General features: G+C 70.8%; 12 protein-coding genes. All 12 read right to left on the bottom strand.

Features of this window, described 5'->3' with window-relative positions:
* Positions 1–3: 3 nt before the first annotated feature.
* Complete coding sequence (locus AC3QL2_RS06705; RefSeq protein ID WP_493231660.1) at positions 4–558, bottom strand: hypothetical protein; 555 nt, start codon at positions 556–558, stop codon at positions 4–6.
* Positions 555–1,436 carry a hypothetical protein gene (locus AC3QL2_RS06700; RefSeq protein ID WP_493231662.1) on the bottom strand — a complete coding sequence of 294 codons (882 nt, stop codon included), beginning with the start codon at positions 1,434–1,436 and terminating at the stop codon, positions 555–557. The genes AC3QL2_RS06705 and AC3QL2_RS06700 overlap by 4 nt, the downstream gene beginning before the upstream one ends.
* Before the next feature lie 2 nt (positions 1,437–1,438).
* A complete protein-coding gene (locus AC3QL2_RS06695; RefSeq protein WP_493231664.1) occupies positions 1,439–2,479 on the bottom strand; it encodes a hypothetical protein in 1,041 nt (346 codons plus the stop codon).
* Positions 2,476–2,826 carry a hypothetical protein gene (locus AC3QL2_RS06690; protein ID WP_493231665.1) on the bottom strand — a complete coding sequence of 117 codons (351 nt, stop codon included), beginning with the start codon at positions 2,824–2,826 and terminating at the stop codon, positions 2,476–2,478. The genes AC3QL2_RS06695 and AC3QL2_RS06690 overlap by 4 nt, the downstream gene beginning before the upstream one ends.
* A gap of 860 nt (positions 2,827–3,686) precedes the next feature.
* A complete protein-coding gene (locus AC3QL2_RS06685) occupies positions 3,687–4,529 on the bottom strand; it encodes a hypothetical protein (RefSeq protein WP_493231666.1) in 843 nt (280 codons plus the stop codon).
* 4 nt (positions 4,530–4,533) lie between these two features.
* Positions 4,534–4,926 carry a hypothetical protein gene (locus AC3QL2_RS06680; RefSeq protein WP_481117436.1) on the bottom strand — a complete coding sequence of 131 codons (393 nt, stop codon included), beginning with the start codon at positions 4,924–4,926 and terminating at the stop codon, positions 4,534–4,536.
* Between the two features lie 62 nt (positions 4,927–4,988).
* Positions 4,989–6,416 (bottom strand): phage tail sheath subtilisin-like domain-containing protein, encoded by a 1,428-nt coding sequence (locus AC3QL2_RS06675; RefSeq protein ID WP_493231668.1) that lies wholly within the window; start codon positions 6,414–6,416, stop codon positions 4,989–4,991.
* Positions 6,417–6,548: 132 nt separating this feature from the next.
* Positions 6,549–10,154 (bottom strand): nSTAND1 domain-containing NTPase, encoded by a 3,606-nt coding sequence (locus tag AC3QL2_RS06670; RefSeq protein WP_493231670.1) that lies wholly within the window; start codon positions 10,152–10,154, stop codon positions 6,549–6,551.
* Entirely contained in the window at positions 10,151–11,641 is a 1,491-nt protein-coding gene (locus tag AC3QL2_RS06665) for a TIR domain-containing protein (RefSeq protein WP_493231671.1), read from the bottom strand. The genes AC3QL2_RS06670 and AC3QL2_RS06665 overlap by 4 nt, the downstream gene beginning before the upstream one ends.
* Positions 11,638–12,483 carry a formyltransferase family protein gene (locus tag AC3QL2_RS06660; protein ID WP_493231673.1) on the bottom strand — a complete coding sequence of 282 codons (846 nt, stop codon included), beginning with the start codon at positions 12,481–12,483 and terminating at the stop codon, positions 11,638–11,640. The genes AC3QL2_RS06665 and AC3QL2_RS06660 overlap by 4 nt, the downstream gene beginning before the upstream one ends.
* Before the next feature lies 1 nt (position 12,484).
* Positions 12,485–13,522, bottom strand: a complete 1,038-nt coding sequence (locus AC3QL2_RS06655; RefSeq protein ID WP_493231675.1) for an ABC transporter substrate-binding protein — start codon at positions 13,520–13,522, stop codon at positions 12,485–12,487.
* Entirely contained in the window at positions 13,519–15,846 is a 2,328-nt protein-coding gene (locus AC3QL2_RS06650; protein ID WP_493231676.1) for an MFS transporter, read from the bottom strand. Before AC3QL2_RS06650 ends, AC3QL2_RS06655 begins: the two co-directional genes overlap by 4 nt.
* Between the last annotated feature and the right edge of the window lie 89 nt (positions 15,847–15,935).

Raw genomic sequence — 15,935 nt, 5'->3', positions numbered from 1 at the left:
TGCTTATCCTCCAGAAAGAGCGGCGCCGGGCGTGGCGCTGGCGGGGGTGGTCGGGGGGGCAGGCGTCTTGAGGGCCTTGAGGGCTTCGGAAAGATGGTCGAGGGCGCTGATGAGGCCGCGCCATTCAGCGGGGGCGAGCAGGGAGACGGCGCCTTCGGCGACCTCCACGCCCATGTCGAGCACGCCGGACACCTGGCGGATCGGCCCGGACACCTGCCGGGCGGCGCCGGCGGCATCACCCAGGCCGATGCCGAGGCGGGCCAGCCAGTCGCCGGAGGCGTCGGTGGCCGCGCCGATACCGCCGACGAAGCCCGGGATGCAGCCAAGCAGGGCGACCAGCGCATCGGCATCGAGGGCGGTGCGGCGCAGCGGGACGGCGCCAGCGCGGATTTCGCCGAGCACCCGGCCGAGCGCGTCGACGCCCTGGGCCAGTTGCGGCTGGGCGCCGAGGTCGCGGGCGATGTTGGGAATCTCCCGGGCGGTTTTGGTTTCCAGCAGGGCGGCCAGCGCCTGCACCAGAGCGGCGAGGTCGCGCACGATGTCGGCGGCGCTGCTCACTTCAGTCCTCCCTTGACGATGCGGTCGAGTTCCGGTGGCAGCTTGAGATCCTTGATATCACCGGCCAGACGGCCCGCCGCGTCGAGCACTTTCTTGAGCTGGTTGAGGAATTCGAGACCGCCGGAGAAGGCCTTCATCAACGAGCTGAACTTGGATGGATCGAGCTGCTTCAGGAAGGCCGCGCCTTCCTGGACATACTTGGACAGCATCGGGCCGAGGGCGCCAGCCTTGCCCAGCGCGTCGAAGAAGCCGCTGGCCTTGCCCGGATCGGCGGCGGCGAGGGTGTCGAGCACGCCGTTGAGCTGGCCGGTGTCCAGGCTGTCGAGCTTGTTGGCGACGGCGTCGCCGAGGGCGTCCATGTCGAGGTTGTCGAGCAGGGCCGGCTGGGCGGCGAGGGCTGCCGAAAGGGAGGCCGGATCCTGCAGCACGCCGGCCGCCGCCAGGCTGTTGTCGCTCCACGCGTCGGCATCGGCGGCGACGCCGTTGTCGACGTCGGCCAGCGCGGCGTCGCTGGCCTGGGGCGCTTCGATGTGCTCGCGCAGGCGCAGGCTGAAGCGGAAGCGGTCCCGGTAGCCGGCCACCTGGCGGACTTTGAAGTCTTCGATGATGACTTCGGTGAGATCGGTGCCAACCACCAGGTCGGCCGCGAAGGACTGGGGCTCAGCCTTGGCATGGGCCTGGCGTAGCGTCTCGAGGGACGACAGGGCTTCTTCGCCGAGCAGCAGGCCGTCGATGAGGATGGTGACCGGCTCGCGTCCCAGGTCCTGGAACACGCTGCCTTGCTGTTCGGGGACCCGCTGTTCGACGAGGGTGCGTGCTTCCTCTGTGTGCAGGTCTTGCACGCCGGTGAGTTCGATCTTGCCAATGCGCACGCTCATTTTCAGAAGCCCAGCCGGGTGAGCGTGCCGCGCTGGCGATCCAGCAGGTGGCGGACGTGGCGGACGCGCAGCGTGCCGCCTTGGCCGAGCAGGCTGGCGGCGGCATGGTCGGTGGGGAGGCCGTCGATCGAAACGAGGTCGCCGGGCTGAACCTTGGGGGCGGCGAAGACTTCCAGGCTGCCGCCGAGCAGGCGGGCGGCCAGGCTGGTGGCCCAGGCCTTGGCTACCGCCTCGACGGATTCGCCGGAGCGCAGTGCGCCTTCGCGCAGCCTGAACGGGCGGGCGCCGAGCTTGCCGGCCTGGACCTGGCCGTCGCTGTCGACAGCGGCCTTGGCGCTGACGCCGGCCAGGTCGGTGCTGAGCCAGTGGGCCTTGTCGGCCCCCTTGGCGCTGGCGGCGCCTTCACCCCACACCTCGATGCTGTCGAAGGCTGGGCTGCATTTCTGGATGGCCAGCCGGATCACCGTTTCGCCGAACTTGAAGCGGTGATCGGCGGAACCCGCCTTGGGGGCCGCGCAGTGGATCTTGCCGTCGCCGCTCGCATATAGGTCGGCACCGCACAGCAGGGCCAGGCGGCGCAGGTGGCCGAGGGCCGTGGGGCCGCGGTGCAGCGTCCAGCCTGACAGGTCCGGTCCCTTGCTGACGGTGCCGGCCGACGCGCCGACCTTGCCGATCAGGTCCTTGATGATGAAATCGGCGGACACGCTGTCGTAGGTGCCTTCCACTTCGTGGCGGCCGAGCTCGGCAATCGCGCCGTGGGCAACGAGGCTCTGGCCGGTAGCCCGGGCCGCGCTCTCCGCGAGCGTGCCGGTGAAGACGGTTTGTGCGCCATCGCCGACATCCAGCTTGACTGTGACGGTGTCGCCGGCGCTCGGCGGTGCCACATTGCTGTCCGCCAGCTCGATGGAGCACGCGGCGCCGGGGCCGTCCATGTTCAGGTCGACGCACAACTGCAGCAACTGGCGGTGGGATTCGCTGGCCTTGCTGCTGGCCAGCACGCTGCCGATCTGTACCTGGTAGGCGTTCTGGCGGACCGGCTTCATACGTCCAGCCCCTGGCGGCGGGCCGCATCGCGCAACAGGGCGACGAGGGCCGTCTCGAGTTCCTGCGCGTCGCGGGGGGCCGAGTTTTCGCTGGCCAGCGCCACGCTGACGTGGAAGTGATTATTGACGCGCGGGCCGGGGGCCATCGAGGGCGTCTGCTTGTCGTCGCTGTCGCGCAGGCTGCTGTCGGTGAGTTGCCAGGCCTTGTCGAGAACGGGGGCCATCGCGTCGGCGACGCGTCCGATGGGCGCGTTGCGGTAAGGTGGCGCCACGGGCTGCGGAGCCGGCGCTGAGGTTTGTGATGTGTCCGCCACTTCCGGCGTGTCGCCGCCCAGCGCTGAGGGCATCGCGGGCGCATCGCCGAACGGCCTTTTCAGGCGCCAGTGCCTGGGGCGTCGGCCGGAAGGCTCGGGGGCGGCCAGCGTGGGCTCTCCGGCAGAGGCTGCGGGTGGTCCGCTGGCGTCGCGCCGCGATGGAAAGTCAGGGGCTGGCTTGGTGGCGGGGCTTGAGCTGACAGGTGTCAGACTGGGCCCCGGGTCTGTCGATAAGGGTGCATCCGCCGCGAAGTCGGACGCAGGCGGAACGGAACGCAGCAGCGCGGGAGCCCTGATCGATTGTCCTGCGCCATCACCGGCATAGGTAGGCGCCACAACGGACTTCCGTTCGTCGGGTGGCTGCACACGTGTTTCTTCCCCTTCGCGTTGGACTACCGGGTGTTCCGTCACGCCAGCAACCCGAAGGACGGGAGGGTGATGGAAGGTGGGCGCGGGGGCAGGCACAACCGCCGGGTCGGTTGGTGTCGTGTGCTGGGGAGGCCTGTGCTGTGTGACTGATTTTCCGAGGGGCTGTGGGAGATGCGCTGCGGGGGATGCAGTGTCACGAGCTGATTGGAAACGTGCGTTGTTCGCCGGTTCGTTTGTCCTTGCGGGCGGAAGTGGAGATGCATCCATCACGGCAGGGATGGAGATGGGCCGGTCGATGTTCGGCGACAGCTCCTGTTTTGAGGAGCGAATGCTGTGGGCTGTGTTCTGCGGGGGCGCCCCGCTCGCGGGGGCCGCAGCGGGTGTTCCGGAGGACAGGGGCGTGGCGTATTCCTCTTCCTCGTCCGGAGCTGCGTCCACTTCCAGCGTGAGATTCCGCCGCGCCTCCTCCAGGCTGCGGGCCAGGGGCTGGAGAATGCGGGCGACGAGGAGCTCGGTTCCGGTCGTCACCGGGACATCCTTTCCACGGTCTCGTCGTCACCGTCGTCGTCGATGCGGATCACCGTGGCGTCCGGATGGTCGGCCAGGCTGCGGCGGCGGGGTGTCTGCGCAGCGGGCTGCAGCATGTCGAGCATGCGCAGCAGGCGGTCCACCTCGGCGGCGGGCGTCGCCCACACCTTGGTGGGCGTCCAGCCCAGCACCTGGCACAACCGCAGCGTGCGGGCAGCGCATTGGCGGGCGGCTTCGCCACCTTGCAGCAGGTGCTCGGCTTCTTCGTCGATGACGTTGAGGGCGACGGTGGCGTGGAGCAGCAGGGCGGTGGCGCGGGCGTCGAGATCGTCCAGGCCGGAGGGGGCGTCGAGGGTGACCACCGACGCGTCGACCATGCCTTCCAGGTAGCGTACCGGGTCGAACCAGCTGTCGTCGTGCTCCCCGGACAGGCTCGCGTCGAGGGCCGCGAGGCGCTGGTGCTCGGTCCAGGGGCGCAGGCGCGCGCGGGCCGGGTTGTCGTAGCTGCCGAGGACCAGCCATTCCCCTTCGGCCGGTGGCTGGGCGAGGGGGGCGTCGCCGCCGGCGGCCCACCACAGGGCGACGGGGGCGAGCGTGCGGCGGCCGGTATCGTCCGCCTCCACGCCGGCGAGCACCGCATCGCAGAGGGCTCGGCTATCGAGGCGCAAACCCGCCGCGGAGGGCGCGGCGCACAGGCGCAGGGTGTCCATGTGACGGCGATAAGTCCAGGGCGAAAGGGTGACGGCCAGCGTGTCGGTGGCGACGCCGAGGGGCCGGTGGAAGCCCGCGAAGTCGAGCCTGTAGGCCGTGCCGGCGAGGTTCAGCTCCAGCGGACCCAAGGGCTCATTCCTCGCGGATCCGCGTGGCGCTGAAGGTGTAGGCGGTGACGACGGTGCCGCCGGCACCGAGGCTGAAGGCCTTGTCCTCGATGTAGCAGTCGTCGAAGGAGACCGTGCGCTTTGGCGAATCGGCGGCGTCGTCCTTCTTGAGGTTGGCGACGAGCTGGAAGCGGGCCTGTTTGTCCAGGTGCCCGTCGAGCTTGAAGCTGGCCGAACGGACGGTGATCTCGCCCTGCACGGTGCGCAGGCCGAAGCTCACCGCAACGCGCTCGTCACTGCCCACGGCGCGGATGTCCTCACGTTCGGTGACGACGCGGTAGGCCAGGGACTGCAGGCCTTCGATGGCTTCGCCGTCGACCAGCACGCTGGAGCGATTGGCGGAAAAAACGGTCGGCATGGCGGGCTTCTCCGGAGAGGCTGGGGGCTACGGGGAAAACGGCGGCTCGGGCTGAGTTCGGCTCAGACCTGGACCAGGACCGTGGCGTAGATGTAGTCGATGGCCCGGACCGGGCGGACGGCCAGGTCCACGCGGACGATGCCCTGGGCGAAGTCCTGCTGGCTCGAATAGACGTTGAGCTTGAAGGCCGGGTCGGTGCCGTCGGTGGAGGGCACGATGGCGCCTTCCTTCTGCATCTGGACGAGGAATTCGACCAGCTTCTGCTTCAGGGCGCCGCGGCCCTCCTCGTTGTTGAGGCGGCCGATGAAGAGTTCGCCGATGGTTTTGACACCGCGCACCGCGTGGTCGGCGACCCGGCGCACGCTAATCTGGTCGCCGTCGGTGGTGAGGCCGCGGATCACGATGATGCCGCGGCCGCGCTGGGCGACGATGGGTACCACGTTCTTGCGCAGGAGCTCCTGCTGAGCTTCCACGCCGAGGGCCGGGGCGGGCTCGCCGAGGCCGGACAGGCGCTTGAAGGTGGGGGACTGGAAGTAGTCGAGGCTGCCGGTGGTGCCGGCCACCGCTCCGACGACGCCGGCCGGGGCGACCAGCACGAAGCGGTCGGAGACCAGCGTACCGGTGAGCTTGTCGGCGGCGGTTGCAATCTCTGCGGAGCTGGCGCCGGGGACTTCGCCGAAGCCGATGCGGCCCTGGCTGCGGGCGCTCATGCGGTCGCAATGACTGATCACGTCGGCATAGATGCGGCCGACCCTGGTGGCGTCCTTGGTGTCCTGCACTGACACCAGCACCATGTCCACGTCGGCCTCGTTCTCGAGCTGGGCGAGGGCCTGGCGGTAGGCGTCGGGGTCCGCGTCGCTGGCGCCGGCCAGTGCGTAGGCGGCGGCGTTGCTGTCCTTGCTGTCGGGGCTGTCCTTGGGGGCTTTGAGCTTGTCCCGGTCTTCGCTGATGCGCAGCAGCTGAGACTGGGCGGCGAGCACGTCGCGGGCATTACGGATCTGGTCGGCCGGATCGGCGGACAGGTTGCGGTGTACTTCCTTGTAATCGCTGCCGGCGTAGCGGGCGGTGAGGTCGAAGACCGTGCGGGTTTCATCCTCGCCGCTGTCGAGCTTCTTGCCGGTGGGAACCTGGCGCGACAGGATGCTGACCGCGATGGCGTTGCCCCACGGCCCCGGTGCGCGGGCGACGAGGGTGAAGGCGGCGGTGTTGCCGGTGGCGGCCGGGACCTTGACGCTCGCCGTGCTGCTGCAGGCAACCGGGCAGACGACCAGCTCGAAGACCCCGTTGCCGAGAGCTTGGGCGGCTTCGGGCAGGCTGAAGGCGCTGGCCGCGCCGAAACCGTCGATGAAGCTGCGCCAACTGGCTGCCCGACCGACGCCGGTCGGGTTCTCGATGATGCCGACCAGCCCGAGGACGCCCGACGGGGCGAGCTGCGGGGCGAGGACTTCCTTGACGACCTTGACTTCGACGCCGGGGATGATCAGTGCCATGGGGTGTCTCCTCCCGATCCTGTCTGTTGGAAAGCGGCGCCGATTGTACTGCTGTTTATGCTTTTGTCATTAATTTTGTGGGCGCCGCGATTCGCGATCTGATTAATCAGATTAGATGGCGTCTTGCCTATGTCAAGGGCGGGACGCGGTTGCGGACGGACAGGCGGAAAGCGGGCGTCCGGCGGTGGACGATGGAATCCGGCCGACCAGCGAGCACGCCAGGCGGACCCATTCGGAGGGCGTGCCGCTGGAGAGGGTGATGCCGCCCTGCCAGTCTGCCGAGGCGAGGCCCAGGCCGTTCGGCAGCCAGGCCAGCGCCAGGATGGGGCTGCCGTGGTGGAGCAGGGGCGCGTGCAGGACCTGGCCGGTGGCGGTGTCCCACAGGCGCAGCCGGCCTTGCCGATCGAAGCCGGCGAGGGTCCGGCCATCCGGAGAAAGGGCCAGGCCGAGCAGCGTGCCGCCTGTGCTGCCGAGCGGCGTCGCGGGTGTGGTGTCGGCATTCCAGCGCAGCAGCCCCTGTTGCTGGCTGGCGATGAGGAGCTGTCCGCCGCCGGGCAACCAGGCCGTGCCGTAGAGGGCGCCGCTGCCAGCCGCCGCTTGGCTGGCGAGTCGCCGTCCGTCGTGGCTGCCCCATACGCTGGCCCGGCCGTCGTAGCCGACGCTGACGAGACGCCGGGAGTCCGCGGAGAAGCTCAGGCTGGCCACCGGGCCGCCGTGTTCCGGCTGCACTGCGAGGGGCGTGGCGGCGGGCATCGCCCACAGGCGGATGCGCCCATCCCGCCCGCCGGCCGCGAGAAGCTGCCCGTCGGGGCTGAAGATCGCCCGCTGCAGCGGCGCTCCGTCCGCCAGCAGGGGGCGTGGCGGCCCGTCGCCGTTCGCGTCCCACAAGAGCAGGCGGCCGTCCTGGCCGGCGCTGGCGAGGCGCTGGCCGTCGGGGCTGAAGGCCAGGCTGCTGACCAGCGCGGTGTGGCCGTCGCGGGGGGCGCCGACTGGCGCGCCGCTGTTACCGTCGCGCCATTGCAGGCGGGCCCCGGCATCGGCGCTGACCAGGTGCCGTCCGTCCGGGCTGAAGGCCAGCGCCCACACGGTGTCCCTGGTGGGGGTCAGCAGCCTGCTCAGCGGGCCGTGGCCGCTGGTGTCGTGGCGGATCAGCAGGTCGTCGTCGCCGCCGGTGAGAAAACTGCCATCGGGCAGGAACAGCACGGCCAGCGCGTCGCCGGTGTGTCCGGGGCGCTCCAGGGCGGCCCGGCCCGGCTGGGTGAGGTCATGGACACGCACCTGGCGCTGTTCGCCAACGGCCACGAGGCGGCGTCCGTCCGGGCTGAAGGACAGCTTGCGCACCCCGGCTTCGTAGCCGCCGAGCGGGTCGCCGAGCTGGGTGAGGCGGGGTGCTTGCCACAGCAACACGTGCCGGTCCGCGCTGGCGGTGGCGAGGGTCTTGCCGTCCGGCGCGAAGGCCACGTCATGCAGCACGGCGGGGTGGCTGGCGCGGGCGAGCGGGGCGCTGCTGCCGTCGAGATGCCACAGGAACAGGTTGCCGTCGTAGCCGACCGAGGCCAGGGATTCGCCGTCGGGGCTGAAGGCCAGGGCGGTGACGGTGTCTGCGTGGGCCAGCAGCGGGCTGCCCAGCGGCGCGCCGCTGAGTCCGTCGCGCAGCACGATGCGCCGGTCGGCGCCTGCGCTGGCGAGGCGGCGGCCGTCCGGGCTGAAGACGAGGGCATGCACCGGGCCTTCGTGGTCGTCGAGGATCACGCGGGCGCGATGCTCGGCCACCTGCCACAGCACGATGCGGTGATCGGCGTCGGCGCTGGCGAGGGTCTGGCCGTCCGGGCTGAAGTCGAGGGCCAGCACGGCATTGGCGTGGGCCTGCAGGGTGGCGACGACGCTGCCGCCACGCCACAGCCGGATGCTGCCGTCCTTGCCTCCGCTGGCGACGAGCTGTCCGTCGGGGCTAACGGCCAGCGCCTGTACGCCTTTCTGGCCGGCCTGCCACCAGTCGAGGGGCGACTGGGCGAGGGCGGCGAGCAGGCTGTCGCGGGCTTCAAAGGTTGGCTCGCGCTGGTAGCTGGCGGCGGCCAGTTGCAGCGCACCGGCCAGGTTGCCGGTGGCCAGCTCGCTGGAGGATTCGGCCGCCAGCTGGCGGGACAGGGCGATCTCGCCGGCCTTCTCGGCCCGCTGCCATAGGAAGCCGGTGACGCCCGCGACCAGCGTGGCGGCGACGATGGCGACGACGGTGACGCGCCACACCCGCTGGTTGCGGCGCCGCTCGGCCTCCACGCGCCTTTCGGCGGCCGCCCGCGCCTGCTCGGCGGCGGTGGCTTCGTCGCGGGCCCGGCGGCTGGCGTCGAGGAAGGTCAGTGCAGGTTCGAGGGCGCGGCCGTACTGCCGGGCCCAGGCCGGGGTCGGTTGCGCGCGGGCCTGCCAGTCGAGGGCGAACTGCAGTTCGGGGTCGCGCCACAGGCTGGCTTCGCCGGCGGTATGGAGGTCGGAGGCATCGGCCAGGCGGCGCAGCATGCGTGCCGACTCGGCCTCCCGTGCGCCCCAGTCGCGCAGGCGATCCCAGATGCGCATCAGACTTTCGTGGGCCAGGTCCACGATGCTGCCGGCCTGCAGCGGAACATCGGCGGGAGGCATCAGGAAGGCCACGCCGGGGGCCCGGAATGGCGCCAGCGTGGCGTCCAGTCCGGCGGCGTCGGCGCCAGCGATGGCGGCCAGGTCGCCGAAGCGGGTCGGCCGGCGGATGCCGCGACTGTCGGTGCTGGTGTCGGTCAGTGCGCGGAAGGCGTGGGCGCACAAGGCTTGCTGCGCGGCTGTCAGGCCGGTGTGGATTTCCTCGGCATGCTGGTTGAGGGCTTGCGTGAGGGTGCCGATGGCGTCGTAGTGGCGGCCGTCGATGGGGCTCGCGTCGCCGCTGGCCAGCCAGTGGGCCCAGGTGCGCGCGAGGGCGTGCTGGAGCAGGGAGAGCTGGTCCGGGTCGTCACCCACGTCGTTCACCAGGCGGGTCAGCAGCGTCGGTGCGATGTCGGCGCCGAAGACCCGGGCGGGCCCGACGATGGCGGAGCGGCGTTCGTCGCGGCTCATCCGTGGCACCAGGTACTGGCCGCCGTTGATGGCCTCCGGCAGGCCGGCGAAGCGCGCGCAGTCGCCGAGGAAGTCGGAGCGCATCGTCATCACCACGTGGATCGGCACGTCCGCCAGGCGGGCTTCGAGCAGCAGATTGACGAAGGCGGTGGCCTGGTCATCCTGCGGGTCGGTCAGGCTGCGGTAGCGGAACAGCTCCTCGAACTGGTCCACCACCACCAATAGCTGTGTGCCGAGGGGCAGCGCGGCTTGCCGGTAGGCGTCGATGAGGCCGCGTCGGCTCATCGCCAGCGTGGCTTCGATGAGCTCGGCGGCGCTGAACGGCCCCGGCGGTGCCGCCTGGTGCAGCGCACCGGGCTGGGCGAGGGCTTCGGCCAGTGCGCGCAGGGGCTGGCCGCCGGGCCGGCAGCTGGCCATCCGCCAGGCGCTGCCGGCACTGGCCAGCAGGCCCCGGTGCAGGGCAGGGCGCAGGCCGCAATTGACGAGGGAGGACTTGCCGCAGCCCGAGCTGCCGATGACGGCCAGGAGGCGCTGGCGGGCGAGGGTGTCCACCATCGCATCCACCTGGGCTTCGCGGCCGAAGAACAGGTATTCCTCGTCTTCCCGGAAGGGGCGGATGCCTGGGTAAGGGCAGGTCGGTGTGGCGGCGTTGCTCATGGTGCCGGCTCCAGGCCGAGGGCGGCGGTAAGCGGGGCCAGCGTTTGTGGAGCGATGCCGTTCAGGCCGTCGAGGGTGTCCGCGTCGGCGAGGGCCTGCAGCACTTCCTTGTCGTCGCTGAGGGGCGGCGCCAGCAGTGTGAAGCGGGCGCACAGCGGGCGCTGCCGGTCCAGCCCCTGCAGTTTGCGCAGCTCGTTCTCCTGGTGGTACTTCCAGGTCTCGTCGCCGGCCCCGTAGTAGAGAATCAGCGCGTCGCAGTCGAGCGCACGCTGGCGGTTGGCTTCGCGGACTTCGGCAGCGTCGCCGGCGAACAGCGGCAGTGTGACGTCTAAGCCCAGCCCGCGCAGCTGCTTGATGAGCGGGACGCTGTCCTTGCGGTCGCGGGCGTCGCACAGCAGGTGGACCCGCGGCGTGCCGGTGGCGGCGCTGTCGGCCGCTGGGTCGGGGGCCGCTTCGGGTTTCTTCAGCGCGGCATGAATGGCCGCCTTGAGGGTTTCCAGGTCGCCGTTCACCAGGTCGGCGCCCAACTGCAGTGCGGCGTCCTGCTGCAGTGCGTCGATGAAGGCCTGCTGGGCTGGTTGTGTGCCGCTTGCCCCGGCGGGCAGCCAGATCACCCGGCGCAGGCCGGCCTGGCGGCTGCGTTCGGCGGCCAGCCGGTTCTGCAGTACGACGACCGATTCGCTGCTGTCACCGTCCGGTACCCGCCCGTAGCCTTCGCCGATCAGGTGGATTGACAGCGCGCTGCGCTCCAGCAGTTCGGCGACCGCGGCCCGGTGTTCGTCCTCGTCGTCCGGCAGGCGCCGGTCGGGCAGCACGGTGTAGCCGCAGCAGGCCAGTTCCGCCTCGATGCATTCGCGGGCGTCGCGGCGGTCGCGGCTGCATTCGGCGAGGAAGACGGCGGGTTTGACCGCTGCCGCGGCGTCGTTGGCGGCAGGCTGCTGCTGGAGTAGTTCGAGCTGGGCGGCCAGATCCCAGGCGAGCTTGTTGGCCTTGCGCAGGAAGGCCTGGCGGGGCTGGTCGCCGTAGGCGGGGTCCAGCTCGCGGGGCGTGCGGTCTTCGTCGAACTCGAAGAACTCGTAGCCGAGCAGCTGGCCGACCGCCTCGGGCAGCGTGCCGCTGCCGTCGATCGGCAGCTTGAGCACCTTGATGACGCGGGCCTTGTTGCCGACCACCAGGCGGTGTTCGTCTTCGGCCTGCCGACAGAAGTTGGTGATCTCGCGGGTGCACCATTCTGACTTCAGGTAGCGGGGCGTCAGCACCGACACGAATAGGGCGGTGCGCGACAGCTGATCGAGGATCTCGTCGGAGAACACGTCGTTGCCGCGCAGCTTGTCGTCCCGCCAGATATCGGCCGGGGCGCCCAGGCGCTGGCTGAGGAGGGTCTGCAGGGTGCTGTGGAACAGGCTCACCCAGCCCAGCTGGTCGGCCGTTAGCGGCTGGTTGTCCAGGTGGGCGTAGCTGATGAAGACCTGCCGTTCGAAGCTCATCGGGCGATCGCCGGCGGGAGGGGGATGGACTGGCCAGGGGGTACGAAGCGCTGCAGCCAGCCCGCGTAGGTGACCGGACACCACAGCTGCAGGCCGAGGCTTTCCAGGTGGGCGAACTCGTCGGCGCTGGGCATCGAGCGGTAGCGCCGTTGCCGCCTGTCCTGGGGATGGCCGGCGGGGCGGCGCCCGGCCGCGCATTCGTCGATGACTGCACGCAGCGTCGGGATGGCCAGCGGGTAGAGCTCGCGCACCTGGCTGAGCAGGCAGCGGCGTGGCTCGATGGGGTGGCGGTGGACGTCCAGCAGCGGGCCGTCGTCGATGCCCGGAGTGATCCAGTGGACGCTGCAGGCGAAGGCGTCGGCGCCGTCCAGCACTGCCCGCAGCGGAGCGTGCAGGCCGGCATAGACGGGCAGTTCGCCTGGGTGGACGTTGAGCATGCCGAAGCGCGGGATGGCGATGGTGTCTGCGTCGAAGAGCAGGCTGAAGCGGGCGACGATGACCAGGTCCGGTTCCAGTGCCGCCATCCGCTCGCGGGCGGCATGACCGTTCACGTCGCCGACCACCTGGATGGGCAGCTTGTAGCGCTCGGCGAGGCCGGCGAAGGTGGCTTCGGCCGCGTCCGGGCCTGACGGCAGCGCGTCGACCAGCGGAAAGACCAGTTCCTCCGGCAGCGTGCGTTCGAGGAAGCGCAGGGCGACCAGGCCCGGCACCGCGTTTTCCGAGTCGCGGGCCTTGTCCGATAGCCAGACTTCCTGGACTTGGTGGCCGGCCAGGGCCGGTAGCAGGCGGTTGAGGAAATGCAGGCCGTGGAGATCCCGCTTCGAGCAGACCAGGATGCGCATGTCAGTGTTCTCCGCTGTCGATGCCGACGATCTCGGCGACGTCGAGCAGCTTGAGGGGCGGGTAGCGGCCGAGCTGGAGGGCGACCGGAAGGTTGATGAGGTAGGAGAAGTTGCGCGGCAGCGTCACTGGGATGTCCGCCGGTGACGCCTTGTCGCGCAGGATGCGGACTGCCTGGGCGGCGGTGAAGCGGCCGACGTCCTCGTACTTGTTGACCACGCCGAACAGCGCGCGGGATTGCTGTACCGGCGCTTCGGCGGCGGCGAAGACGGGCAGGCCGCGGGCCAGTGCGCCGTCGGTGAGGGCGTCCCGGCGGCTGTTGAGAAAGCTGTCGGGGCCCTGATAGAGCAGGTCCACCTTCTCGCGGGCGAGCTCGTCCACCAGGCCCGGCAGCGCGTTGCCGTCCGGCGTGCCGGACGGGGACACCGGCAGCCGCCGCTCGACCAGCGTGAAGCCGTGGCTGGCGGCGAGGCTGCGGAGCTCGTCGCGGGTGCTGACCGAGTTGGACTCGGTCTCGTTGAGGATGTAGCCGATCCGCTTGAAGTCCAGGTAGCTGCGGGCGGCCTTGATCTGGGTCTCCACCGGCAGCAGGTAGAGGGTGCCGCTGACATTGCGGCGCGGGCGGCTGAGGGCGGGCACGATGCCGGCCGCGACGGGGTCGGAGACGATCATGAAGAGCACTGGCCGGTCGGTGATGTGGCGCTGGGGATCGACACGCCGCCAGTCGCCGACCGCCTCCTGGGTGACGGTCGTGCCCCAGGTGACCACCAGGTCCGGCTTGTCGCGGTGCACTTCGTCCACGAAGCCGGCGACGCGGCGTTTGTCCTGGGCGGCGTCGCGCAGCGTGAATTCGGCGGCGATGCCGTGCTGGCGGAAATAGGCCTGGAAGCCGCGGCAGGCCTCTTCGCAGCCGCGGAACAGCAGCATCGTGATGCGGTAAGGGGCGGCTTCCGTCGCCGGCTTCGCACTGCCCGGCAGCGGGGCCAGCAGGGCGGTGGCCGATGTGGCGACGGCGAGCAGCAGGCGGAGCGGGACGTTCACACGGCTTTCCTTTCCCAGGTTTGAAGGAGCGCAAATCCGAGGGTGGCGCCGATGACCAGCGCGCCTATCGTCGCCATCACGCCGCCATAGGCGGCCACCGCCAGCAGGCTGCCGGCCAGCAGCGGGCCGATCACCGCGCCGAGGCGCTCGACGGTGCGCAGCAAGACCACCGCGGCCGGACCGCTGCGACCGAGCATCGCCTGCAGCGCGGCGGCCGACAGGCCGGTGCCGATGCCGAGGGCGGCGATGCCGGTGAAAAGCGCCGGCGCGCCGCCGAGCAGCCCGGCCAGGCCACCGAGTCCGATCACCAGCCCGCCGAGGGCAACCAGGCCTCTTTCCCAGGCGTAGCGGTCGGCCAGCCAGGATGCCAACGGGTTGCTGGCGGCGACTAGCAGAAAATACATCATCATGGCCCTGCCGGTCGACCCGCTGCCGAAGCCTTCCTGCCGCAGCGCCAGTGGAACCAGGTAGAACAGAAAGCCGGCGAGGGCCAGTTTGGCCGGCAGCGCGGCGGTGAGCAGCGGGGCCAGGATCCGGCGCTGGAGCAGTAGCTGGAGCAGCGGTGGGGATGTATTGGCCGTGGCTGGGGCTGGCGGGCTGCGGTCCAGGCGCTGCACGAGCATGGCCAGCAGGCTCATGCCGACGGCCCCGGCAAAGACCGCGGCGGCGCCGAACTGCTCGGCCAGCAGGCCGCCGATCGGGGCGCCGCAGATCGCCGCCGTCTGCACCGCGCCGACGAACAGCGCGAGGGCGCGGGCCCGCTCGCCGTCCGCCGCAGCGCGCAGGAAATGCTGCTGCATGGCCATCGTGCCGATGGCGTAGCCCGCGGCGCACAGGCAGCGGGCGGCGACGAAGGCCGCGTAGCCGCCGCCGGCCAGTGCCCAGCCGAAGCCGGCAGCGGACAGTGCGGCACCGATGGCGAAGGTGCGGGCGGTGCCGAAGCGCTCGGCCCAGCGCCCGGCGAAGGGGGTCAGGAGAGCGAAGCTCGCCATGTAGGCGGAGATCGGCAGGCCGATTGCCGCCGCTCCGTGTTCGCCGGCCGCCTGGGCCAGGCCGGCGATGTGCAGTGGCAGGAAGGCGCGGGTCAGCTCTTCCGACAGGATCAGCAGGAACACCGCCAGCCGCGCCAGGCCGAGACGTCCGCGACCGGCGGAGGCCGGGTCGATGTGGTCGCCGGCGAGGATCGCACCGAGGGTTTCGTTGAACAGCACGACGGCAACCAGGAACACGATGGCCAGGTCGACGGCCTGGCTGAGCATTTCCCGATGGACCACGTGGCTGTCGGTGCTGGCCGTCAGCCGGGCCAGGGGCTGGCCGTCCGGGCCGGCGACGGTGGCTTCGACGTGGTGGCCAGGCTCGCCGGGGTGCGCGCGCAGGTAGTCGTGCGCGTGGCTCTGCAGGTGCAGGGACAGGATCTCCGGGTGGCGGGCGAGGGCGTCGTCGAAATAGGCCTCGACGCCGTTCAGGTGTTCGAAGGGAATGCCAAGGGCGAGCGCGGTGGAGATCCGCCTGGCCAGCGCGCTGGCCAGGATGTGCGCCTTGGCATCCAGCGCTGGGTGCAGGCGTTCGGAGAAGCTCGGCAGTGTCTGAATGCTGAGGGCCAGGCTGCTGGCGACGGCGAGCAGCAGGGCTGCGGCGAGGATGCGCACGCGCAGTCTTGCCTTTGTGCTGCCCCAGCGGGCCGCGGCTGCCAGCAGCAGGGGCAGTGCGACGGCGACCCCGGCCAGCGTGGCGAGCAGGCGGGGCCAGGCGGCACGGCGGGCAGCCTGTAGGGTTTCCGACAGCGCGCCGGCATCGACGTCGAACAACACGCCGCCGACGACTTCTCCATCGTTGTCGGCCAGACGCAGCCCGACCCGCAGCGGCCCCTGTGCCGGCAGCTGCGACCACGCGCCCTTGCTCTTGAGGAGGGCATCGAGTTCGCCTTGTTCCGGGGGGCGTCTCAGCGCTCCGCTGCTGAACAGGGAGACTCCGTCCGCCGCGACGACATGGATGGCCCGGATGTCCGGGTCTTCCGTCTGCAGGCGGGGCAGCAGGCGGCGGATGCCGGCCGACTCGGCGAGGAGCAGGCCGTTGGCGGAACTGCGCTGGAAGGTGGCCTGGACCTGGTCCGCGGCGATGGCGATGCGGGAGACGGTGATGCCGACCAGCAGGTCGTGCTCTTTATGGAGCAGCAGCAGCGCCTGCAGGCTCAGCGCGAGGGCCTGGGCGGTGAACAGCAGCAGGCCGATGCGCAGCCAGTGGCCCAGTGGAAAGGGGGAGGCCGGGGTGTCGGCAAGGTGCACCGCCCGGTTGATCGGGCGGGCGTCGGGGGCTGGCTGCATCCACGTCTCTCCGCGGCAGGGAGGGGCGTGGTTTGTTGTCCGTCAGGTCCGCCCCGTCATCCCGGAAGAATAGGCGAGAACGCGGGGCG

Source organism: Zoogloea sp. GW822-FHT05C07, assembly GCF_058800215.1.
This window is presented reverse-complemented; position numbering and strand designations above follow the sequence as displayed.